The sequence below is a fragment of the Opitutaceae bacterium genome, assembly GCA_015075305.1.
Classification (GTDB): domain Bacteria; phylum Verrucomicrobiota; class Verrucomicrobiia; order Opitutales; family Opitutaceae; genus UBA6669.
Genome location: JABTUS010000009.1, coordinates 52,009 through 74,649, shown reverse-complemented (window position 1 = coordinate 74,649; position 22,641 = coordinate 52,009). Strand labels below are relative to the sequence as shown.

Sequence of the window (22,641 nt, the reverse complement as noted above, 5' to 3'; positions counted from 1 at the left end):
TTATGACTCCGCTGCGAATCAAATTCATCCGTGGCTTGATCGTTCGTGGGTGCGCGGAGTGCCCAACCCAATCCTGCATCGCCAGGTAAGCAAGTGCCGCGTCAATTAGGTCTTGATGTAAGGACTGACCCCTTGGCCCTTGGAATCGCACGCAACTTGTCGGCCTTCGTCATCGACTTGAGTGGTAGTGTGATTGGCACGTGCTGAAATTGCCACGTCGCACTCTATCAGCGAGGCCCGAGTTGGCTGACGCTCAGCCTCAGCGGCGGCGCGCAGCGCCGACCGCTGCATGCTGTTGTCAGGCCCTCTCGTCGAGTTCCTTGAGAGTCGTGCCATTCTTGGTCCTCCATGCCGTGAGCCCATTCGCGCCACCGCCATGCACGACCGCCGCGGCCGCGCTCGGGCTGGAGAACTCCGTGTCCTTCCTGAAGACGAAGAATCCACCCTCCTTCTCGAGAACCCCATCGGCAAGCAGCTTCTTGCGAAGCGTAACAACGAAGGGGTGCCGCTGCTGAGCGGATGGGCGATCTTCCAGGACAGCGGTCGATCCATCGAATACGACGAATCCGTCCGGCGTGCGTTGACCCCGAGCCACCGCGTCTTTGATGCGGCAGAAGAGTTCTCCACCGGCTTGGCTCTTGGTGGGAGCCTTTGCGATTGGAGTCAGCAGATCCGATCCGAGGACGGGCAACAACTGTCGTATGCGCGAAAGAAACACTTCCATGTCTTCTCGGTCGGACTCGGGCAGCTTCGAACCTCCAGGCAGATTCTGTTCGAGCGTGAAACGACCGATCTCCATGGCCTCCGAGAGAAGGCGACTCTCGAGATAGCGTACGTGAGCCTTCGTGAGATTCTCGTCCTTACTCACGAAGACAACCGCGGAGACCCAAAACTCCTTCCCCTTGTGCTGCTTGAGCCGGTCGCGGATGATCTCGGCTTCGCCGATGTAGGCACGTGGCGCGTTCGTGAAGGGATCGCTGCCCGTAAGCACATACACTCCGGCCTTTTCGCATTCCTCGCGCGCAAGGAGTCGATCAAGCTCGGTGCGGGGAGCTGCGAGCGCCTTTCCCGTCCAGTTCGAGATCTCCGCCGTGCGAAGTCCCTTCGCATCCCCGTAAGGTAAGAAGAGCTTGATCGTCGCTGAAGGCATGTGTTTGAGTAGTGCTGGATCGCTGCACGAAGGTCGCCTTCAACTTCAGGCAACGCTTCAACCGGGAGACTCTTCACGAAAAACGAAGCCTGCGCATCAACTCGTCGTGAGAGATTGGCTTGCTCTTGCCGGCGCGGAAGCTCGCCATGCGCGTGTTGAGCAACTTTTGGTGGCTTTGCGGCACAGGCATGTCTAGTGTTCTGTCGCGGAAATGACTATACATATATCATGCGGCCTTCTTGCGCGGCTTTCGCCGGGTGCAACCGGGCTGGATGGCCTCGAGCCGGCGACGACAGCGTTCGATCCTGGCAAGGATGTCCTCCGCCTTGGCGGTCCAAACAAATGGCGTGGGCTCCTGGTTCCATTGCTCGATGAAGCGGGTGATCGAGTTGATCAGATCGGGAACACTGGAGAAGCTGCCGCGACGCACCGCCTTGCCGGTGAGTTCGGCAAACCAGCGCTCCACCAGATTGAGCCAGCTCGAACTGGTGGGAATGAAGTGCAGTTTGAAGCGTGGACGCCGGGCGAGCCAGCGCTGCACCCGCTCGTGTTTGTGGGTGCCGTAATTGTCGACGATAAGATGGAGCTCGTCCGCCTCGGCATATTCCGCGTCGATTTGTCGCAGGAACTTCAGGAACTCGATGTGCCGGTGGCGCGGGAAGCAGTGGCCGCTGATCTTGCCGGCGGCCACGTTCAATGCGGCAAACAGCGTGGTCGTGCCATGGCGCACGTAGTCGTGCGTCCAGGTGCCGCAGCGACCGCGCTTCAGCGGCAGGCCTGGTTGCGTGCGATCCAGCGCCTGAATCTGGCTTTTCTCGTCCACGCAGAGCACCACCGCGTTTTGCGGTGGGTTGAGGTAAACGCCCACCACATCGAGCAGTTTGGGCACAAACTGTGGATCGCGGGAGAGTTTGAACGTCTCCTGTCGGTGCGGCTGCAACCCATGCTCCTGCCAGATACGCGCGACTGTGCTCGCATGCACGCCCTGCGCCTTCGCCAGGGTTCGCGCGCTCCAGTGCGTCCGCCCCGGCGGCTTCGTGTGCAGCGTCGCTTCGACGATCCTTTTCGCCAGCCCTCGGCGCGGCTTGCGCCCGCGGCCATTCGCCACGTCCCACAATCCTTGCGGACCTGCGGACACAAAGCGCTGGCGCCACAGCCGGCAGGTGTGCCGGTTCACCTCCAGCTCCTCCGCAATCGTGGCATCGTCCAGCCCTTCGGCCTTGCGCAAAATGATCCGGCAGCGCTTCACCACCTGCTGGGGCGTACCGTGCGCACCCACCCAGCGCTCCAAAACGCCACGTTGGTCTGCCGTGACCGTCAGAATCGTCGGTTTCCTGCTCATGCTTGCAGGTTGAACGATAACGACTTTTAAGTCTAGTCATTTCAGCAACAGAACACTAGCTCATCTGCGACCGAAAGCCACAGACGTTCAGCAATTTCCAATCTCTTCCGCTTGGGCAATGCAAGGAGAGATGAGATGACTTGCGTGGCCATGCTTCTAACGTGGGAAACGAACTTGGAAGTGCAAGGATTGCCTTTGCCGAACGTTCAAGATGAGCCACGGCCGCTTGCGGCCGTTGGCTCTGGGGCTGGTTCGGCGCATGCTTTATAGAACGAGCGACGTCGGATCCTGCCGCCCGTGCCAAATGCGTACGATGTGAACCAAACGTGCCTCTCGATCCACTCGATATAAAATTCGAAAGTCGTAGCGTAGGACTTCTCGATGCACTCCATCCCTTTTGGGGTATCGAGGTCCAATGTCGGGAAATGTCTGAAGAACCTCGACTCGGTCGATGATGGCCGCGCCAACCTTCTTTGCGGCTTCGACGCTTTTCTCTTCCTCCCGATACTAACGGACAATCTCCGCCAAGTCTGCAACGGCGCGCTCAGTCCAGCTCAGCTTGAAGTCCATTGAGCCAAACGACGTTTAACTTCTTCCTGCGAAACAACCCGACCTTCTCGAATGTCGGATTCGCCTTCTTCGAGAGCCGCAAGAACCTTAACCTCCTCCTGAAGCTGCTCGTACGAGGCATCTTCGGGGAGCGTCCCGAGTGCCTGAAGCGTTTTCTGCTTGGGCGTCATGGCCAGACAATAGGACAGGACTTTCAGGCGCGCAAGGCTTGGATTTGCCGAGCGCTTAAAATGAGCTGGGCTTGTCTCGAAAAAATGGACAGTGGTTCAGGCGGTCAATCTGGGTTCTTCACGGAATCGTGTGGATAGCGCCTGAGGGAAGAAGGGGCGCGAGGTCGAGCTTGCCGCAGAAAAAGAGGATGCGGGCGCGGTGGTTTTCGAAGCGGTGGAAGCCGCGGGCATCGGCCTTGATGGCTTGGATCTTGGAGTTGAAGCCCTCGGTGAGGGCATTGGTGATCGGGCGCTGGAAGTACGTCAGAAGATTCACCAGATGGCTTTTGAGGGTGCGGGCCACGGCCTGAGGTGGACCCCGAAAACTGGACAGGACGGATCGTTAACCGAAACTCGAAAAAACGATCCACATGTCCAAGAAAAGAAGAATGCACAGTTTTGATGGTGTGGGAAACATCGCGGGCGGGACGCCCGTGCCACGCCGGGTTGCACGATCGGACCGCGGCTTGGAATCAGGCTTACCTCATGGAACAGCACCATCGGCTTGTCAGGCTCGCGGCCACGGGCCGATTCACGCCTGCGGATTTGTGCGCGGACTTTCAGGCGAGTTGGAAGCCCGCGGAACGGAGTGCCATTGACAAACCCACCCCGCTGCCCGTCGTTTCGCACGTCGATGTCAAACCGGTCCCGTGAACGCATCCTTGTCGCCCTCTCCGGAGGGGTCGACAGCTCGGTCGCAGCCCTCCTGCTCAAACAGCAGGGGCACGACGTTGCGGGGGCCTACATGAAGAACTGGATCAACGAGGACAATATCGTCGGAGACTGCCCCTGGCAGCAGGACATCGTCGACGCGCGCTCGGTCGCCGAACGCATCGGCATCGATTTCCAGGTTGTCAACTTGATGCGCGACTACCGCGAGCGTGTGGTCAACTATCTCCTGGAGGGATATGCGAGAGGCCTGACACCGAACCCCGACGTCATGTGCAATCGGGAAATCAAGTTCGGTATCTTTCTTTCCTGGGCGAAGGACCACGGCTTCACCGCTGTCGCCACCGGTCACTATGCGCGTCGGATTCAGGTGGCTGACACCGAGGCTTCCGATCATCCGTTTGCCATTCACGAGGGTGTCGACACCAACAAGGACCAGACCTACTTTCTCGCGCTCCTGAACCAGAAACAGGTCCGGGACGCGCGTTTCCCGATCGGTCACCTGCAGAAGCCCGAACTTCGCGCCATCGCCCGCGACGCTGGGCTCGCAACCGCGGACAAGAAGGACAGCCAGGGCATCTGCTTCATCGGCGAGGTGAAAATGCAGGACTTCCTTCGGGCCTACGTCCCGGAGTCGCCCGGGCGGATCCTGCGGGCGTCCGACGAAAAGTCGCTCGGGCTGCACAAGGGGCTTCACTATTACACCCTCGGCCAGCGCAAGGGCATCGGCATCCCCTCCAACACGGACCATGAGGCCTATGTCGTTGTTGGAAAACGCGCCGCCGACAATGCCCTGCTCGTCGCTTTCGACTCCCCATCCGCTCCGGGGCTTTTCCAATCCGAGTGCCGCGTGCATTCGCTTCAGTGGAACGCACCTCCCCCGACTTCGCCCCTCTCCCTCGAAGGTCGCGTCAGGTACCGCGACCCGCGCGTTCCCCTCGAGCTGTTTCCTGAAGCCGATGGCACGGCACGGGTGCGCTTTCACACTCCGCAGCGCGCGCTTGCCAGCGGCCAGATCCTGGCGCTCTACGACGGCCCCCGGCTTCTCGGCGGCGGCGTGTACCTGTAGTCCGCGCCGCTTCTTTTCTCTGGCGGCACTCCACCCCTCCGGGTAGGAGCTTGGCGATGATGAAATGGATAACCCCTTGCCTGGTCGCCACGCTTGCCGCAACCGCGCTGGTTTCACTGCGCGCCGCCCCGCCGGAGCTGAGCGAAACTCGATTGCTGCGTTTTCCCACGACCAACGGTGATCAGATCGTCTTCTCCTATGCGGGTCAGCTCTACACCGTCGGCGTCGCCGGTGGAACCGCCCGCCGCCTGACTGACGGGCCCGGATACGCCATTTTCCCCCGCTTCTCAAACGACGGACGACAGCTCGCGTTCACCGCACAGTACGATGGCAACACCGAGGTCTACCTCATGCCGGCCACCGGCGGCGCGCCACAGCGGCTCACCTACTCCGCGACGCTTTCACGCGACGACCTGGCCGATCGCATGGGTCCCAACAACATCGTGATGACCTGGAAGAACCGCTCGCCCGAGGTCGTTTTTCGCTCCCGCTGGCGCTCCTTCAATCCGTTCATCGGCGAACTCTTTTCGGTCAAGCCCGACGCCGACCTTCCAACGCAACTGCCTGTTCCGCGCGGCGGCTTTGTCTCGTTTTCCCCCGACGACACCAAGATCGCCTACAACCGCGTCTTCCGCGAGTTCCGCACTTGGAAGAACTACAGGGGCGGCATGGCAGACGACATCTGGATCTATGACCTGAAGTCAGGCGAAATCGAAAACATCACACAGAATGAAGCCCAGGACATTTTCCCCATGTGGGCTTCCAACGGAAAGATCTATTTCGTTTCGGAGCGCACGGGCCGGGGGAACCTCTTCGCCTACGACACCAGCACCAAAAAAACCACGCAGATCACGCGATTCAACGACTACGACGTGAAGTTTCCCTCGCTCGGACGCGGAGGCATCGCCTTCGAACAGGCCGGGCGGATCTGGCTCCTCAACCTCACGACCGACCGGGTGTCGCCCGTGCAGATTCAGATCAAGGAAGACTTCGCCGGGGCTCGCGACAGCCAGATCAGCGTCGCCAAAATGCTGCAGGATATCGACCTCTCACCCGACGCCCAGCGTCTCGCTGTCACCGCCCGCGGCGACATCTTCACTGCGCCGGCAAAGCACGGACCCACGCGCAATCTCTCCCAGACTTCAGGCGTCCACGAACGCGGCGCCGCCTGGTCGCCCGACGGCAAGTGGATCGCCTACGTGTCCGATGCCAGCGGCGAGTCCGAGATCTACATCCGCCCCCAGGATGGCAGCGGCACGCCAACCCAGCTCACAAGCGGAGCCGACACGTATTACTACAATCCAAGCTGGTCGCCCGACTCCCGAAAGCTCGCCTGGTCGGACAGGAAGCAGCGCCTCCGCACCGTCGATGTGGACTCCAAAGCCATCGCCCTGGTGGCGGAGAATCGCGATGGACAGATCCGTGACTTCACCTGGTCGCCCGATTCGAAATGGATCGCATGGACCCGCACGGGACGATCTCGGATCAGCCAGATCGTCCTCACAAAACTCTCCGACGGCACCGCAGTGGAGGCAACCGACGCCTGGTTCGACGCCAATTCGCCCCGCTTTTCCGCGGACGGAAAGTGGCTGGCCTTCGCCTCTTCACGCGACTTCAACCCGGTCTATTCGGCCACCGAATGGAACCACGCCTACATGAATATGGAGCGCGTCTACCTGCTCGCGCTCGCCAAGGCCACAACCTCCCCATTTGCACCAAAGAGTGACGAGGTTGCCATAGCCGCCTCCAATGCGGACAAGCCGGCAGGCGCTCCCACCGCGAAGGGGGACAAGGACAAAGCCGACGACGAGAAGAAGGCGGCCTCCTCGGATGGCTCAGGGAAGGAACCGCCATCCGTCGTCGTTGACGTGGAAGGACTCAGTCAACGCGTGATAGGACTGCCGATTGAGCCGTCAAACTACGGATCCCTCCACATCGTCGGCGACAAGGTGTATTATCGACGCGTTCCCTCCGGACCGGTCACCGGAGGAGGCGGCGGAGAAGGTTTTGGTGCGGGCACTCGGTCGAAATCCGTTGTTGCGCTGTACAACCTGAAGGATCGGAAGGAAACCGAGCTCGGCCATGCCGACGTTTACATGATCAGCCGGAATGAAAAGAAAATGCTGCTGCGCACCGGCCCCGACTGGTGGCTGATTGACACCCCCTCCGGCAAATGGGACTTGAAGCCGGAAGCCAAGGTCGATCTCGGCGGATTGGAGACGAAACTCGATCGCAAGGCCGAATGGTCCCAGATCTTCAACGAGAGCTGGCGTCAGATGCGCGACTTCTTCTACGCGCCCAACATGCATGGCATCGACTGGGCGGCGCAGCGTGAAAAATACGGAGCGCTGCTACCCTACGTCGCCACTCGAAACGACCTAACCTACCTCATCGGTGAAATGATCTCCGAACTGCATGTCGGACACGCCTACGTCGGCGGAGGCGATCGCGTCGAGGCACCCCGCAAACCCACCGGGCTGCTGGGTGCGCAGCTCTCGCGCGACCCGCGGAGTCGCGCCTACCGCATCGATCGGATCCTGCCCGGCGAAAACTGGCAGACTTCCACAAGGTCGCCGCTGACTGAAATCGGAGTCGATGTCAGCGAGGGCGATTACATCCTGGCCGTCAACGGACAGCCAACCAGCGAGATGGCGAACATCTATGCCTCGCTCACCGGAACCGTGGGCAAACAGGTCGTCTTGCGCGTCAACAAGTCTCCCGTCGAAAACGGCGCGCACGACGTAACTGTCATCCCCATCGCCGATGAGGCGCCCCTCTATTACGAAAGCTGGGTCGAGAAAAACATCGCGCATGTCAGCGCCCGGACCGAAGGCAGGGTCGGCTATCTGCACATCCCCGACATGGGAGTCGAGGGGCTCAACGAATTCGTCCGCAGATTCTACCCTCAATTGCGGCGCGAGGCGCTCATTGTTGACGTCCGCGGCAACGGCGGCGGAAACGTTTCACCCATGATCGCGGAGCGACTGAACCGGGAACTGGTCATGATCAAGATGTCACGCAACAGCAGCCCCTACCCTGATCCACCCGATCAACTCCTCGGTCCCAAGGTCACGCTGATGAACGAATACTCGGCGTCGGACGGCGACATCTTCCCCTTCCGCTTTCGCGCCATGGGCATCGGAAAACTGATCGGCAAACGATCCTGGGGAGGGGTCGTGGGCATCAGCGGCTCGCTCCCCTTTGTCGACAATGGGACTCTGATGCGTCCCGAGTTCGCCCCGTATTCCACGGATGGAAAGACGTGGATCATGGAGGGGCACGGTGTCGATCCGGACATCGTGGTCGACAACGATCCGTTGAAAGAATTCCACGGAGAGGACCAGCAGCTCGACAAGGCGATCGACGTCATCCTCGAGGAGCTCAAGACGAAGGCCGTGACGCTTCCCACGCCACCGCCATTTCCCGTCAAGCCTTAGCGCGGCCGGCAGACCGCTCCGGAGCCCGGACCAGTCCCGGCCAGGCTCCGAGCTCATGGAGCACCCGCTCATTCTGTTCGCGGGTGCCCACCGTGATCCGCACCCATTCCGGCAATCCGTAGGACTTCACCGGACGCACGATCACACCCCTGCGTTGAAGCGCCTGGAAGCATTCGACTCCCTGCCCCACCTTCACGAGAATGAAATTCGCCGAGCTCGGCACGGATTCAAGGCCGAGGTGCCTGAATCCCTCCTGAAGCTGGAGGAGGCCGGCACGGTTGTCGCGGACGCTGCGCGAAACAAATTCATCGTCGTCCAGCGCGCCAATGGCCGCCGCCTGAGCGATGGCGTTGACATTGAAGGGCTGCCTGACGCGGCCGAGCAATGACGCCATCTCCGCGCTGGAATAAGCGTATCCAATCCGCAATGACGCGAGCCCGTAGGCCTTGGAGAACGTGCGCAAAGCCACGATCTTTCCGCCCTCCCTGATGAGCGGCCGGACGTCTGGTGCATCCTCCGCGTAGTCGGCATAGGCCTCGTCGAACACGAGGACGACGTGATCGGGCAGCGACCGAGCAAAGCTGAGAAATTCGCTCGAGGAATTCGGCACGCCGGTCGGGTTGTTCGGGCTGGCGACGAAAACGAGCTTGGTCCGCGGCGTGATCGCCGCCTTCATCGCGTCCAGATCATGCGCGAAGCCGCGGGTTGGCACCTCCACCGCCCTGGCGCCAAACAGGAGCGTCACCAGCTTGTACACGACGAACGCCGGCGCCCCCATGACCGCCTCATCGCCCGGACGGAGAAAGACGTGTCCGAGCAGTTCGAGGAGTTCATTGGATCCGTTTCCCACGGCAAACTGGTCCGGCTCGAGACTCCATTTCGCCGCCAGTTTCTGCCGCAGCGCGAAGCAGCCGCCATCGGGATAGAGTTCCGAATGGGAAAGCGCCGCGCGCGCCGCGGCAATCGCGCGGGGCGACGGACCAAACGGATTCTCGTTGGAGGCGAGCTTGATGATCCCGGCGGGATCGAGTCCGAGTTCGCGGGCAACCTCCTCGATGGGCTTGCCAGGCTCATACACAGGTTGTGACAGAACGGAGGGATTCACGAGGTCCGCGAGTTGCATCCGGCCAGAGAACACGATTGGACACGCACACAAAAGCCAGAAATCATCCGGCATGCGCCCAACACGACTTTCCCTCCTGCGGCAGTGCGCGGCCGCGCTGGCGTTGGTTTTCCTTGCGCCCTGTTCACAGGCTGCCTCCCCGTCGATCACCACGGGCGAGATTGAGCATGCGCGCTTCCTTTTCGCCCGGCCATCCGGCCAATGGAACGGGCGCCTGCTGATCCACGCCCACGGGTACCGCAGTCCCGAAGAACCGCTGATCGCCAACCTCTCCGTCCAGCGTCTTGCGTACGCCACGCTTCTCAACGAGGGCTGGATAGTGGCGACGACGAGCTACCGGCGGAATGGCATGATCATCGGCGACGCCATCAAGGACATCGATGCGTTGCGTGAACACATCGCGACGCTTTTCGGCGAGCCCGGCATGGTCATTCTGGAGGGCGAATCCATGGGCGGTGCCATCGTCACGCTCATCGCCGAACGCGGAACCGGAGGCTACTCGGGCGCGGTTGCCATTGGAGCCGCCCTGCAGGCCCGTGAGGACGACGGCACCGGAGGTGTCGTCCTGCAGCCCCGCATCCCCATGATCTTCCTCACCAACCAGAGCGAACTCGAAGGTCCGCGGAACTATGTCGTGAGAGCTTCCGCAGAAGCGCGCACAAGTCATGAGATCATCGCGCCAGTGCTTTTCCGAGTGGCACGCAATGGCCACGTAAATGTCAATCAGGCCGAACGCCTGGTCGCCCTGCGCGCCCTCGTTTCGTGGATTGAGAAGGGTCGCGAAACCCTGCCGAAGCCACAGTCCCGCTCTGCGGACGGCCTTGCTGTGTACGGCGCGGGCGCGGTCTTCGACGCCACGGTCAAGCCACCCGCCGAACCAACAAGGGTTGCGTTCGATTCCGACGACCGTGGATTCACGGCGACCGTCACCGAAATCTCGCTCGGCCACGGCAATGTCTATGTCGATGCGCAACCGTCCGACTTTGCGAGGATCGGAATGGAGCCCGGAGGGTATCTTGAGCTGAAGATCGGCGCAAACTCCCACCGCGTCCGGTACGGTCGCGACTTCAGCAGCGTGCCCCGCGGGCAGTGGGTCATGTTTGCCAACGCAGACGGCTTTTTCTGGCTCGCGGTGAACCAGGGCAACGCCGCCCGATCCGCCGGCATCTCAGCCGGCGACAAGATTCACCTGCGTCGATACGGTGCGCAATGATGCGAATCAGTCGCCGGCATTGGCGTCCCGCCCGATCCGCTTCCAGAAGCCGGCCTTGGGACCATTCTCGAAGTCGTGTGAGAAAATCTCCACCCACAGGTACTCCGGCCCCATTCTCGCATTGATCGCCTTCCATAGCGCAAGCGTGTCCTGCTCCTGGTACCAGAGGACGTAGTCGATGTCATTCGCGAGCAGCCACTCACGGGGCTTCTCCATCTCGCCATTGAAGAACTTGAACAAGGCGGCCTGGCGCTGAGGCAGATCCTCGCGATATCCCCGCCAGAGCTGCTCGTGGTTGAGCCAGCCCATCCACATGCTGTGTCCGGCGAAAAGCGGGAGACACGCCGAGTTCGTGAATGCGTCCTTGTTCGGCCGCTCAATGACAACCCCCCGCTTCTCCTGCTGCAGGCGGTTCAGCATCAGGCGCGGGAACATCTCCTTCGTGAGAAAGGCATGCCCCTCCATCTTTCCCATCGCCTCCTTGGACCCGTTCTTCCAGTTCACGGCGAGATCCCAGGCAAAGCTGCACGGATAGAGGCAGAGCACGAGCCCGATCATGCGCACCCAGCGCCGCTGCGTGTGGCAAAGAACAATGGGCCCGAGGGTCACGAGGACCCCGGCTGCGATCCACGGCCACCATTTCAAGGTGGTGTTGAAGCGGTTGAAGTTCCCACTGTAGATGTCGTCCACAAAGAAGAACTCCGAAAAGACGATCATCAGGATCCAGAGGTGTCCGAGCCACCGACCCGCGCGCTGGCCCGAGAAATACCCAAGGAGAATGAACCCAAGACTCGGCAGCAGGAAAAGGACGAGCAGCAAAGGGGGAGTGTGCTCATCCCAGCTCACCATGCGGATGGCGGTGCCGTAGCCACCCGCAGCCGTGGTGAACTCAGAAAGGTACACCCAGGCGGCCATCCATACGGACGCCGCCCCCGCGGCAATCCAGAGCATGGCGCGCGGGGAACGCCTGCCCAGAAACAGGAGCCATCCAGCGATGACAAGCGCCTGAAGCGGCAGGCTCCACGTGTTTGCCAGCACCGTCCAGGTGAGTGTCGCACCCACCACGAGTGCATAACGCCTGAGCTGCTCGCGCTGCCACAGGATGGCGGCGATCGCCACCAGTCCGAGCAGGAGATAGCTCGACAGCGGAGCGTGATAGTCGCCTAGAAAAATCGAGTAGGAGAAGGGCTCTCCCGGCAGATCGAGTTTCGGATACTTGTCCTGGTACGACTTCAGCAGCAGCCCAAGCGGAGCCTGGTCGAGCGGCGCACTGCCGATGAACCGCATGCTGCTCCACGGAGTCGGGTTCTTGTCGACCAGGTGTATCACTCCCGACATCCCTGATCCTCCGAATACAAGTCCGAGCAGCACGACAATGCGCACCCAGCGCCGGTTGCAGAGCAGCCAGATGACGCCGCCAAAAGTCACCCCTCCCAGTCCGATGAGAACGCAGAAACCAAGGTTGTAGACCGTGCCGGGTGTCAGCCCCAGCAGCCGCCCCATCAACGCCGCCGCATAGTGCTGGAAACTGTAGTATTGATTGGATGGATACGGAAAAAGCCACGCGTCGGGCACCGGGATCGTGTGACCCGTCAGGTAGCTGCAGATGTACGAGAAGTCCGCCAGTTTCTCCGAGGATCCGTCGACATTCGGATACGCGAAACGCCAGAGCATCGCATAGCCGAACACCCCGCCGAAAACCAGCCCGCAGTCGAGCATCCGGCGCGGCGAAAACTCGTCCCGCCAGGCCCCGATCCGCGCCTGCCAGACGGGGTTCAATCTCGGGGGCATCCATTTCGAGGCGCTCAATAGAATGAGCCCGAGGGAGGTAGTTGACCCTAGGAAACCGAGGCCTCGAAGACTCCCTAGTCCGTGGTACGACTCCACGGCGTAAAATAGGGTGGTCAGGAGCCATGGGCCAAGTGCGCACGCCAGCCAGCGGTTGCGCCAGAACCAGCCCGTCATCAATGCCACGCCCCAAAGATTGAGAAATAGGAGTGCGAGCGTGAAGAGGAGTCCGAGGTATTGCATTTAATATTCCGCGCTTTGTGTCGTAGGTAGATTTCCAGGCGTCAGGCGTCAATCGGCACGCGAAACCCTGTTACGACACAAGATGTTTAAGTAGCGAATCACCCTAGAGTTGCGGAGTTCACTCTTACAAAGTTTTGACCCCCTTTGACATTGTAAGGGGTTCGGTCGCCACGCAAAAACCCGATGGAGAAATCGAGCTCCCGTCCACGTTTTGAACACAAACTCCAATCTCCCGCATTTCCGCTCGTTCGGATCCGGCCATGACATACCTGGCCCGATTCGGAAGCCCGGCGCGCGCACTTCATTCATTTCAAACGCGGGCGGATTCACCCTTGTCGAGGCGATCATCGCGACACTCGTTCTCGGCCTGGTCTCCGTTTCGATCCTCTCCGGCCTCGTCCTCGCCTACCGCACGGCCGCCAACACCCGCTACCGCGATCATGCGCGCTATGTGCTCAAGTCAATCGGCGATCAGTTTCTCACGCGTCAGGCGGAAAATGCCGGCGTGTTCAATCCGCTGTTCAAGGTTACGACAGGACCCACGGGAGAAGGACTGGTCTGGCAGGGCCTGGTCGGCACATCCGCCAATGCAGCCTCCGGCCTGAAGGTGACACTTGGCGAAACCACCGGGGCCCTGATCACCGATGCCCTCGTGACACGCGAGGTTCGTCTTCTCAACAGCACGGGGGATGTGGACAGCGTGGGCATCGCCTCCTCCGCAGGGATCCTTCTGCGGGGAAAATTCAAGATCACCTACACATTCAACAATGTGCCGTATGAGCAGACCCTGAGCCTCGTCCGCCGAGTCCCATGAGCAAATTTCTCAAACATTGGAGCAGGCGGCACACCTTGCGCAAGTCAGGCGCCTCCGCGTTTACACTCGGCGAAATCCTCGTCACGATCGCCGTCGCCAGCATTGTGCTGATCGCCGCCGGATCGATCTTCATCAGTGGCAATGTAACCGCGAAGAAAATCACCACCCTCAACAAGGTCAGTGTCACCGGCCGTTTCTCGTTCGATCACCTGAGTCGCGAAATGTCTCTCGCCGACGACCTGAAGGCCGACAATTTTGTCAACGAGAGTCCCTCCATTGCGGGCACTTACAGCCGCCTCACCTACCGCGTCAACCTGGGCCTTCCGGGTGTCACTCGCTTCACCAGCACGGGAAGCACAAGTCTCATTGTCGACAACCTCCATCCCGACACGCACCCGATGGCGGGCGACTACGTGTCGGTTGGCTCGCCGCAGCTCAATGGAGGCAAGGGTGCAAAAATAGTCACGGTCACTGATGAGCGTCCCAGTGGTCCTGTCACGCTTACGTTTGCAAGCTCCATACAAGCGATGGCCGGCGCCGCGATCGACATCCAGGCCCTGCAGGTCGCGACCTTTCAACGCGAGCGGGCGTATGAAGCCACGGTCGTCAACACTGAACCTTCCTTCGTCTGGTATGAGAACTACGATGCCGCCTCACCAGGCACGCCCAAGGTGCTCGTCGCGCCGATTGTCGCCGAGCAGTATCCCTTCCGGCGCGTAGGCTCGGGTTCGACAACAAACACCACTTTCTACGCTGACTTCACCCTGGCGCTGCACAGCCGCAAGGAGGACGAGGTTGCGATTCAGACCGGGCAGGCGGATTTCTACAACAACAATGTCGTTGCCGGTCTGCTCGTGAACAAATCAGGCGCTTCTTTCGCGCTGAACTACATCCCGACACCGAGCCCGACTCCAACTGTGGCACCAACGGCGGAGCCGTCGCCAACACCCACCCCGACACCCACGCCAACGGAAACACCCACGCCAACGCCTTCTCCCACGCCGTCGCCAACGCCTTCTCCCACGCCGTCACCATCGCCAACACCGACCCCGACCGCGGTGCCTCCCACCCCGACACCCACGCCGACACCGTCCCCGACCCCGTCTCCGACGCCCTCGCCGACGCCCACTGCGCGCCCTACTCCGACTCCAACGCCTTCGCCGACGCCCACGCCAACTGCGCGGCCTACTCCGACCCCAACGCCTTCGCCTACGCCCACGCCAACCGCGCGCCCTACACCGACGCCAACGCCTTCGCCTACGCCCACGCCAACCGCGCGGCCCACACCGACGCCAACTCCCTCGCCGACACCCACGCCGACCGCCCGGCCCACACCGACGCCAACTCCTTCGCCGACGCCCACGCCGACCGCCCGGCCGACACCTTCGCCGACGCCCACGCCGACTCCCACGGCGCGTCCCACAACCACGCCGACGCCATCACCCACTCCGACACCAACACCGACAGCGCGCCCAACGGTGACGCCAACTCCCACCCCGACCGCGCGTCCCACGCCTTCTCCAACACCAACGCCCACCGCTCGCCCCACAGCGCGCCCAACGGTGACGCCAACTCCCACGCCGACACCGACAGCGCGCCCAACTCCAACGCCAACACCCACTCCGACCGCGCGTCCAACCCCGACACCAACAGCGCGCCCAACTCCGACGCCAACACCCACTCCGACCGCGCGTCCAACCCCGACGCCCACGCCTTCGCCAACACCAACAGCGCGTCCCACCCCGACACCAACGCCCACGCCAACGGCGCGTCCAACCCCGACACCAACACCAACGCCCACGCCGACCGCTCGCCCCACGCCGACACCGACGCCTTCGCCCACACCTACACCGACGCCTTCGCCGACACCGACGCCTTCGCCCACACCCACACCGACGCCTTCGCCGACGCCCACACCTTCACCAACACCCACGCCGACACCTTCGCCGACGCCCACACCTTCACCCACGCCGTCGCCCACACCCACGCCGACACCTTCGCCGACGCCCACACCGTCGCCAACGCCAACGCCTTCGCCGACACCCACACCGACTCCTTCGCCGACGCCTACACCTTCACCAACACCCACGCCAACACCGTCGCCGACTCCTTCCCCGACTCCGACGCCGACACCGACACCAACGCCGACACCGACGAATCGTCCGACGCCGACGCCCACGCGTCCGCCTGATTCCTGATCCTATCACCAACAATCTCGCCTCCAATAGTCATGCGCTCGCAACGTCATCACCTGACGCGAAATGGCAGCACCCTCATAGCTGTTGTCATTGTCGTGGTAGTTCTCTCGATCGTCCTGGGCAGCGTGTTGAAATTCAGTGCCAACACGCAGCGCAACTCCGTGCGCCAAACGCGCCTGGAGAAAGCCAAGCTAATCGCGGAAAGTGAAATGGAGTACCTGTTCTTTCGATGGATAGCAGAAATCAACAAGGGCACGAGTTCTGCGAACCTGGAGGCAAGTTTGATCACTGCCGGCGTCGTGCAGGACCGGGGCTCTTCAACTGCGGAAGCCGTTCCGTTTTCAAAGGACCTGCAGTCGAACAACTGGGAGGTCGCCCGCACGCTTGAATACCACAGCGTCAACCCAGGCGGCGACGGAAGCGCCATTGGCCTCAAGCCGGGAACAACCGAACGAATCGGCCGCAACTACTACTTCATTGCCAGAATACGCGTGACCCGAAACGACCCGGTCTTCGGCACAATTGAGTATCGCGCCGGACGCCGTTTCGTTCGCTCGGAAACGTCTCTGCTCCAGTATGCCGTGTTCTATCAGGACGATCTGGAGATCGCAAATTCACAGGAAATGATCATCAAGGGACCGATCTCCACCAACGGAAGCGCCTATGTCGGCGCGCAGACCGGTGCTGGAAACAACCTTCTCATCACCGACAAACTCTACTTTGTCGACTCCGTCAATGGCGCCACCGACAATTCCGGAACCAGCTACCGGAAGCCAGGTGCCTGGGGAACCTCCACCCTGAAGCCGCCGATATTTGATCCGAATCTCGAAGACGGCTATGCGGACGACACCGAATCGCTCGCCAATATGACGCAACAGGCCAGAAAGCTGGCCGCACCCGAAAACTTTGTCGGCGGCGTCAACGTCACAAAGGCTGTCGCGGACTATCCGGACGCATACCCCACGGACAACGACGTCTATCGTTCCGTGATTGCTCCTCCTCCGTTGAAGGCCGGAAATCCACTCGCCGACAATGAAATGGAGCCGACGATCGAATCCCGCCGCATGTACAATCGAGCGGGCATCATCGTGACCATAAACGTGGATGGCGATGGCAATCCCGTTGTCAACGTCGGCACCAAGACCAACCCAAGCGCCTTCAACGCCGACATCGGCCCCACCAAGATGAGCGAAATCTTCCCGGAGCAGCGCAAGCCCGTCTTCGATCGCCGCGAAAAGACCAACATCAAGATGACCACGGTGGATGTCGCCAAGCTGAAGCAGACCCTGGAATCCACGCCGTCGCTCACCGGCGCCTTCAATGGCGTGCTGTACATTCACGACAACACCAACGACACCGGACTTGGAAACGGCATTCGTCTGAAAAACGGGGCGAGCACACCGCAACTGAACGATGCGGACGGGCATCCCAAGGGTTTTGCTGTTGTTTCCAACAATGGCGTGTACATCCAGGGCAACTACAACACCACCGAGATCTCATCGGGTGTGAACAATCCCTGCGCCGTGATGGGAGATGCCGTTACTGTCCTGTCGGAGGGCTGGGACGACGCCAATTCCGACAAGATTCTAGATGACCGACTGGCTTCAATGCCAAGCGACACTTCGCCGGACGCCATCAAGCTGATGAAGGTGAACTCCGCCATTCTGACTGGAAACTCGCCATCAACCGCCGATGACACGCTGCCGATGGACAAGACTTCGCGCACGAACAGCGGCGGCGTGCAGAATCTGGTGCGCATGCTGGAGGACTGGGACTACGGCGCAGTGAACCTGGAAATCAAGGGTTCGCTCGTGCAACTCTTCCAGTCGGAATACATGACTGGCGTGTTCCGCGACTACGATTTCGAGGGCAATCGCACCTACTATCAGCCGCAGACCCGCACGCTGGATTTCGACCAGCAGCTTGCGAACAATCCTCCCGCCTGGACTCCATCAACCACCGAGTTTCATCGCGGAGACCTGTTCACCTGGTAGTGGTCGCAGGCCTGCTGGCTGGAAGCGAAAACTCCACAAGAACCGGTCGGTGATCCGACAGGACCGACTTTATGACGTCGCTCCGCACGTCATTGCAGCCGGGCGGAAGAAAAACGAAATCAAGCTGCCTGCTCGGCAGCGGGGAGGGGAATGTCCGGCCCGCGCGCGGATGCAGCGTGTAGTCGTCATAGTCATACAGGTGGCTGAGCAGGGATGAGGTGGCGTCCCCCCGATGCGAGCCTGGATTGTTGAAGTCGCCGCAGACAATCGGTGACACATCCCAGCGATCCGGGCGCAACCGCTCCTTTTCGCTGAGATAGGCAAGCAGTCGGTTCATCTGCCGAAAGCGCCGCTGGCGCGAAGCATAGTGGAGATGAAGGTTCACTATGGGCACGCTCCACCCCTCGACATCAAATTCCCCGAAGAGAAAACCCTTCTCTCCGACCCGGCTGCGGCCAAACACGACCGCCTCGGAATCGACAATGGGGTGTTTGGATAGGAATGCATTCCCATAGGCCAGGTTGATGAGCCCCTCTCTCCTGTTGTTGATGCCAAAGACAGCATGGGGAAAATCCGCAAAGTCCCTGAGATATTCGAGGTGATCGAAGTTGCCCGCCCATCGCGAAAACTCATCGATCTCCTGAATCGCCACGATATCGGGCTTCAACTCAGTCAGCAGTCTGGCGATCTTGCGCAGATTGGAGCGGATCTTTCGCGCGGTGGTCAGTCCCTGGATGGGCATCAGTCCGCGCCCGTGGGCGATGTTGAAGGTGACAAGCCTCAGGCGCTGCATCGCCACACCGTGCACCCACATTCAAGAGGTGAAAAGTAAAACCTGCGCCAGAGCATCACCGCATCAACCTGCGCAAAGTCTTCGCATCGGCCGGCGGGAGGCCGCCCACGGCGCATGGATGGCGTCCCTAGGGCACCCACTCCGCTCGCTGGATCGTGAACTGCCACACTCCCTTGAATCGACCCAGAACTCCATAAAATGAAACCTTCTCTCCTTCCCGCCACCGCGCACGAATCTTTTCCCTCAACGCAGGTTCAGGCACCCACACGTCCCAGGTTTCGCCTCTCAGCAGGACGTTCAGGCGGTGACCCTCTCCCACTCTGGCCTCAACCCACGCAAGCCTGCCATCGTACTTTCCGCTGCGCAGTGCAGTCACGTCAGCCACATCCGACAGCTTGACCGCCGCCGCCAGATCGTAGGCTCTTTCAGGAGCCTTGGGTGGATGCGCGGGACTGTCGTTGCTCGGGGATGGCCTGTTCAACGTCATCCACTTGTCAGGCCGGTTGTCCGACACAGTCCTGAAATGCGCGTAAACGGGAAAGTGATCCGAACACCCCGCGCCCGCGGGGCCATCGTTCGTCCATCTCAGGGGAGTTCCCTCCGGGGTCGCATTGATTCCCTTCAGGCGGAGAACTCCGAACGAATTGTCGACATACTGCACGCCCTTGTAGTCATAGAGGCCGCGCGATATGATAATCTGAATCAGTGTTCCCCAATCCCCGCGATACGTGTCGCTTCCGCGCTCCTCGGAAGGCAGTTCAAACCACAGATTGTAGAGATCACGCGTTTTCCCTCGGATCGCGAGCTCATTGCCCTGCGATCCCAGCACGCTGTTCAAGCCGGTCACCGGCATCCGCTCCCTCATGACGCGACTCTGGTTGTACTGGGAGTTGAAGTCCCCGCCCAGGATGATGTCGGCATGCGGGTCGGCTCGGAGGATCTCATCGACACGCGTGCGAAGCGTGCGGGCATTCGCGATGCGGATCTTTTCCGTGACCGGATCGCTCGCGCCCGACTTCCAATGATTGTCGAACACATGCAGCGGGAAGCCGTCAACATCCAGCTCAACCTCAAGGATGTTGCGCGCATTCAGCGTGGGGTGATTGCGCACAGTCTTGACTGGAAAGCGCGTGAAGATCACGCATTTCACCGCGCGCGGATTGCCATCCTCATAGCGCTGGGAGGCGGAGTCGCTTCCGGCGACGACCATGTATCCCTTCATGCCATGCGACTCGAGTGCCTCGAGCAGTCGCTTCTCCGCCGGTTCAACGCGATCAGGCGTTTGATCCACCTCGATTTCCTGAAACAGAATGATGTCCGGACCCCTGCCCTCCTCCATGGCGCCAACCACACGCGCGATGTTTTCCAGCTTGGTCTTGAAGTGCGCGGCGGTGTAGTTTGATGGCTGGTAGTCATCATACGCGGCAATGCCGTCGTCGTCGAAGAGGTTTTCAACATTGTAGACCATGACTGTGAACGCGCGGGCCAGGACCCTGCATCCGGTGGCGAGGATCAGCAGGCAGACTGCAATCCTCAGGCTTCGTAACGGGAGCATGGCCTGCACAATACACTGACTGTCGGCGTTGACCAGCGCCAAGGCATTCGCCCAACTTTTTCCAATGTCGTCGGATCGATCACTCCTTCTCCAGATCAGCAGCCTGTCGGTGAATCGCGGAAGCATCGCGATCCTCCAGGAAATCAACTGGACCATCGCCAACGGGGAGCACTGGGTTCTTCTCGGACCGAATGGCTGCGGAAAGACATCCCTGCTGAAGACGCTTCTGGGATACCTTTCTCCGTCGGGTGGCTCCATCGAGCTCCTTGGCAGGCGCTATGGCTCCGATGACTGGCGCGAGGTTCGCCTCATGCTCGGCATTGTCAGCAGCGCGCTCCAGGCTTCAATACCCCCCGCGGAAACCGCACTTGAGACGGTGATCAGCGGCAGGTATGCGCAGCTCGATCTCTGGGCACCCTCCACACGTCGTGACCGGAAGCTCGCGCGAAATCTCCTGCGCCTGATGGGAGCCGGGGAGCTGGCCGGCCGCCCATGGCTGTATCTCTCGCAGGGCGAGCGCCAGCGGATCCTCATCGCACGGGCCCTGATGGCGCGCCCTCGGATCCTCATCCTGGACGAACCCTGCGCCGGGCTAGATCCGGTCGCGCGAACCGGATTTCTCGAAATCATCGATCGACTCGCGAGCCAGGCAAAGGGTCCCTCGCTCGTTCTTGTCACCCATCACATCGAGGAAATCACCCCGTCGTTCACCCACGCGCTCGCATTGAAATCAGGCCGCATCGCCCGCAGCGGAGAAATCAGGCGCATTGTCACCAGCCGCGTGCTCAGTGAAGTATTTGGCGCGCCCATGCGGGTCAGAAGATCAGGCCCGCGCTATCGGGCGGAGGTCGCGGGCTGACCGCAATCCCCGTCAGGCGGGATGCGCCACTTTGGCGGCTGCCGCATACCTCGCGATGATGCCGTCAAAGCTTCCATTCGAGAAAAAGACCAGCACTCGGGGACCGTGGCGGCCGTCGAGTGTGTTTGCGATCAGGCGATCCAGGAGCGCGCTGTTTGTTTCCGCGGCATGCGAGGTGACTCCTCGCTCCTGAAGAAACCGCCCCACCGCCTCGCTGTCGAATCTCTGGTCCGCCGCAAGTCTGTCCGCGCGATTGACCGCACCGAGATGGACTTCGTCGGCCAGCGCCAGTGCCCGCATGAAGTCGTCCTGCAGAATCCGTGTGCGCGCCGTATTGCTCCGCGGCTCAAAAATCGCCGTCAGCCGGCGGCCGGGATACCGGTTCCGAAATGAAACGAGCGTCTCCGCCAGCGCCGTGGGATGATGCCCGAAGTCCTCGACGAGCAGAAAGTCCGGCGCCTCCAGAAGAATCTCCTGGCGCCGTTTCACACCGCGAAAGCGTTCAAGCGGCCGCAAGTCGAATCCGTCCCGGAAAAGCTCTCGAGCCGCCGCCACGGGGCTCGCGCCACCCGTCCCCTTCGCTTTTGAAAGCAGGGCGGCCGTCGCCGCCACCGCGGCATTGCGGGCATTGTAGAGGCCCGGAAGTTTCCAGTGAATGCGCCCCCAGGTTTCGCCGAACCAGGTGAGGCCGAATTCTGCGCCGGCCGACGACTCGTTAAATCCAAGAATCTTGATGTCGTTTTCATCACCTGTTCCCACCCTGACCACCCGCGTCCACCCCAGCGGACCAAGCGCGCGCAGATTCTCATCATCGCCATTCATCACAATCCATCCCGAGCGCGGCACGATTCGCGTAAGGTGCGAGAACGTGCGCTGCACATCAGCGAGGTCGCGAAAGATGTCGGCATGATCGAACTCCAGGTTGTTCAGCACCGCGATGTGCGGCGCGTAGTGGATGAACTTGCTGCGCTTGTCGAAGAAGGCGCTGTCGTATTCGTCGCCTTCAATCACGAACGGATCGCTGCGGCTGCCGGGATGGTTGCCCATCGGCGGGTCCCGGGGAACGCCGCCGATGAGGAATCCCGGATCGGCCCCGTTCTCGCGCAGAAGGAAGGCGGTCAGCGCGGTCGTCGTCGTTTTTCCATGAGTGCCCGCGATGACGATGTTCCGGCGGTCGCGCAGCACCAGGTCGTGCAGCAGCGCGGGTAGAGACGTGAACGGAAGCGCCTTTGTGTCGAGGAGCCATTCCACCTCCGGATTCCCCCGCGACAGCGCATTGCCGATGACCACGCAGTCGGGCGCAAGCCGGGCGAGGCGCCCGGCATCGTAGCCCTCCGAGACCGCTATGCCGGCGTCCGCCAGCACCTGGCTCATCGGCGGATACACCCCGGCGTCGGCCCCCAGCACCTCGTGCCCGGCCGCGCGCGCCAGCAACGCCGCATTGCCCATCGCCGTTCCACAGATTCCCATGAAATAGATTCTCATCGTCAAGAGAGCGGAGCCACCCCGCCTGTCAGAAGGGAAGCCCGCCACACTGCATTTCCAAGTCAACAGGCAAGCGTTCAGTCCGATTCGAAATGACACAGCCGATCGAGCACGGCATCCCGCCAGATCC

Annotated in this window: 16 protein-coding genes and 2 pseudogenes; 7 read left to right on the top strand and 11 right to left on the bottom strand. The window is 61.2% G+C overall.

The window, feature by feature from the left end; all coding sequences use genetic code 11:
• Nucleotides 1–298 precede the first annotated feature (298 nt).
• From HS122_16665 to HS122_16645, 5 genes and pseudogenes are all read right to left on the bottom strand, one after another.
• A complete protein-coding gene (locus HS122_16665) occupies nt 299–1,150 on the bottom strand; it encodes a GIY-YIG nuclease family protein (GenBank protein ID MBE7540028.1) in 852 nt (283 codons plus the stop codon).
• Nucleotides 1,151–1,376: 226 nt separating this feature from the next.
• Nucleotides 1,377–2,492: an IS630 family transposase gene (locus tag HS122_16660; protein MBE7540027.1), complete on the bottom strand. Its 1,116-nt coding sequence runs from the start codon at nt 2,490–2,492 to the stop codon at nt 1,377–1,379.
• A 264-nt stretch (nt 2,493–2,756) separates the two neighbouring features.
• Entirely contained in the window at nt 2,757–2,948 is a 192-nt protein-coding gene (locus HS122_16655) for a type II toxin-antitoxin system RelE/ParE family toxin (GenBank protein ID MBE7540026.1), read from the bottom strand.
• Nucleotides 2,949–3,046: 98 nt separating this feature from the next.
• Complete coding sequence (locus tag HS122_16650; protein ID MBE7540025.1) at nt 3,047–3,232, bottom strand: hypothetical protein; 186 nt, start codon at nt 3,230–3,232, stop codon at nt 3,047–3,049.
• Nucleotides 3,233–3,350: 118 nt separating this feature from the next.
• Nucleotides 3,351–3,545, bottom strand: a pseudogene (locus HS122_16645) (transposase).
• 360 nt (nt 3,546–3,905) lie between these two features.
• Here HS122_16645 and mnmA point away from each other — a divergent pair.
• Together mnmA and HS122_16635 are read left to right on the top strand one after the other, a co-directional pair.
• A complete protein-coding gene (gene mnmA, locus HS122_16640; protein MBE7540024.1) occupies nt 3,906–5,009 on the top strand; it encodes a tRNA 2-thiouridine(34) synthase MnmA in 1,104 nt (367 codons plus the stop codon).
• 68 nt (nt 5,010–5,077) lie between these two features.
• The gene (locus HS122_16635; protein MBE7540023.1) at nt 5,078–8,446 is read left to right on the top strand and encodes a PD40 domain-containing protein; all 3,369 of its coding nucleotides are present in this window, start codon (nt 5,078–5,080) and stop codon (nt 8,444–8,446) included.
• Here the strand turns inward: HS122_16635 and HS122_16630 are convergent.
• Complete coding sequence (locus HS122_16630) at nt 8,436–9,569, bottom strand: histidinol-phosphate transaminase (protein ID MBE7540022.1); 1,134 nt, start codon at nt 9,567–9,569, stop codon at nt 8,436–8,438. The two genes, HS122_16635 and HS122_16630, sit on opposite strands and share 11 nt — an antisense overlap.
• Nucleotides 9,570–9,621: 52 nt before the next feature.
• Between HS122_16630 and HS122_16625 the strand changes: the two genes are divergently transcribed.
• Nucleotides 9,622–10,782 (top strand): SAM-dependent chlorinase/fluorinase, encoded by a 1,161-nt coding sequence (locus HS122_16625; protein ID MBE7540021.1) that lies wholly within the window; start codon nt 9,622–9,624, stop codon nt 10,780–10,782.
• Nucleotides 10,783–10,788: 6 nt separating this feature from the next.
• On the opposite strand, the gene HS122_16620 is transcribed toward HS122_16625, so the two are convergent.
• Nucleotides 10,789–12,813: a hypothetical protein gene (locus tag HS122_16620; protein ID MBE7540020.1), complete on the bottom strand. Its 2,025-nt coding sequence runs from the start codon at nt 12,811–12,813 to the stop codon at nt 10,789–10,791.
• A 211-nt stretch (nt 12,814–13,024) separates the two neighbouring features.
• Here HS122_16620 and HS122_16615 point away from each other — a divergent pair, with 211 nt between their 5' ends.
• A complete protein-coding gene (locus HS122_16615; protein MBE7540019.1) occupies nt 13,025–13,627 on the top strand; it encodes a hypothetical protein in 603 nt (200 codons plus the stop codon).
• 44 nt (nt 13,628–13,671) lie between these two features.
• Here HS122_16615 and HS122_16610 read toward each other — a convergent pair whose 3' ends face one another.
• Complete coding sequence (locus tag HS122_16610) at nt 13,672–14,205, bottom strand: hypothetical protein (GenBank protein MBE7540018.1); 534 nt, start codon at nt 14,203–14,205, stop codon at nt 13,672–13,674.
• A gap of 1,020 nt (nt 14,206–15,225) precedes the next feature.
• Between HS122_16610 and HS122_16605 the strand changes: the two are divergent.
• Nucleotides 15,226–15,825, top strand: a pseudogene (locus HS122_16605) (type VI secretion system tip protein VgrG).
• A 32-nt stretch (nt 15,826–15,857) separates the two neighbouring features.
• Nucleotides 15,858–17,819, top strand: a complete 1,962-nt coding sequence (locus tag HS122_16600) for a hypothetical protein (protein MBE7540017.1) — start codon at nt 15,858–15,860, stop codon at nt 17,817–17,819.
• Here the strand turns inward: HS122_16600 and HS122_16595 are convergent.
• Together HS122_16595 and HS122_16590 are read right to left on the bottom strand one after the other, a co-directional pair.
• A complete protein-coding gene (locus tag HS122_16595; GenBank protein ID MBE7540016.1) occupies nt 17,809–18,612 on the bottom strand; it encodes an endonuclease/exonuclease/phosphatase family protein in 804 nt (267 codons plus the stop codon). The two genes, HS122_16600 and HS122_16595, sit on opposite strands and share 11 nt — an antisense overlap.
• Nucleotides 18,613–18,739: 127 nt before the next feature.
• The gene (locus tag HS122_16590; protein ID MBE7540015.1) at nt 18,740–20,167 is read right to left on the bottom strand and encodes an endonuclease/exonuclease/phosphatase family protein; all 1,428 of its coding nucleotides are present in this window, start codon (nt 20,165–20,167) and stop codon (nt 18,740–18,742) included.
• Nucleotides 20,168–20,231: 64 nt separating this feature from the next.
• On the opposite strand from HS122_16590, the gene HS122_16585 reads away from it, so the two are divergent.
• Nucleotides 20,232–21,026, top strand: a complete 795-nt coding sequence (locus HS122_16585) for an ABC transporter ATP-binding protein (protein ID MBE7540014.1) — start codon at nt 20,232–20,234, stop codon at nt 21,024–21,026.
• A gap of 12 nt (nt 21,027–21,038) precedes the next feature.
• On the opposite strand, the gene HS122_16580 is transcribed toward HS122_16585, so the two are convergent.
• Nucleotides 21,039–22,511 carry a Mur ligase gene (locus tag HS122_16580; protein ID MBE7540013.1) on the bottom strand — a complete coding sequence of 491 codons (1,473 nt, stop codon included), beginning with the start codon at nt 22,509–22,511 and terminating at the stop codon, nt 21,039–21,041.
• Between the last annotated feature and the right edge of the window lie 130 nt (nt 22,512–22,641).

Bases quoted from the DNA above. Each gene is read 5' to 3' on its own strand.
- HS122_16665 (MBE7540028.1), bottom strand. From the start codon at position 1,150: ATGCCTTCAGCGACGATCAAGCTCTTCTTACCTTACGGGGATGCGAAG.
- HS122_16660 (MBE7540027.1), bottom strand. From the start codon at position 2,492: ATGAGCAGGAAACCGACGATTCTGACGGTCACGGCAGACCAACGTGGC.
- HS122_16650 (MBE7540025.1), bottom strand. From the start codon at position 3,232: ATGACGCCCAAGCAGAAAACGCTTCAGGCACTCGGGACGCTCCCCGAA.
- mnmA (MBE7540024.1), top strand. From the start codon at position 3,906: ATGTCAAACCGGTCCCGTGAACGCATCCTTGTCGCCCTCTCCGGAGGG.
- HS122_16630 (MBE7540022.1), bottom strand. From the start codon at position 9,569: ATGCAACTCGCGGACCTCGTGAATCCCTCCGTTCTGTCACAACCTGTG.
- HS122_16625 (MBE7540021.1), top strand. From the start codon at position 9,622: ATGCGCCCAACACGACTTTCCCTCCTGCGGCAGTGCGCGGCCGCGCTG.
- HS122_16620 (MBE7540020.1), bottom strand. From the start codon at position 12,813: ATGCAATACCTCGGACTCCTCTTCACGCTCGCACTCCTATTTCTCAAT.
- HS122_16600 (MBE7540017.1), top strand. From the start codon at position 15,858: ATGCGCTCGCAACGTCATCACCTGACGCGAAATGGCAGCACCCTCATA.
- HS122_16595 (MBE7540016.1), bottom strand. From the start codon at position 18,612: ATGCAGCGCCTGAGGCTTGTCACCTTCAACATCGCCCACGGGCGCGGA.
- HS122_16590 (MBE7540015.1), bottom strand. From the start codon at position 20,167: ATGCTCCCGTTACGAAGCCTGAGGATTGCAGTCTGCCTGCTGATCCTC.
- HS122_16585 (MBE7540014.1), top strand. From the start codon at position 20,232: ATGTCGTCGGATCGATCACTCCTTCTCCAGATCAGCAGCCTGTCGGTG.
- HS122_16580 (MBE7540013.1), bottom strand. From the start codon at position 22,511: ATGAGAATCTATTTCATGGGAATCTGTGGAACGGCGATGGGCAATGCG.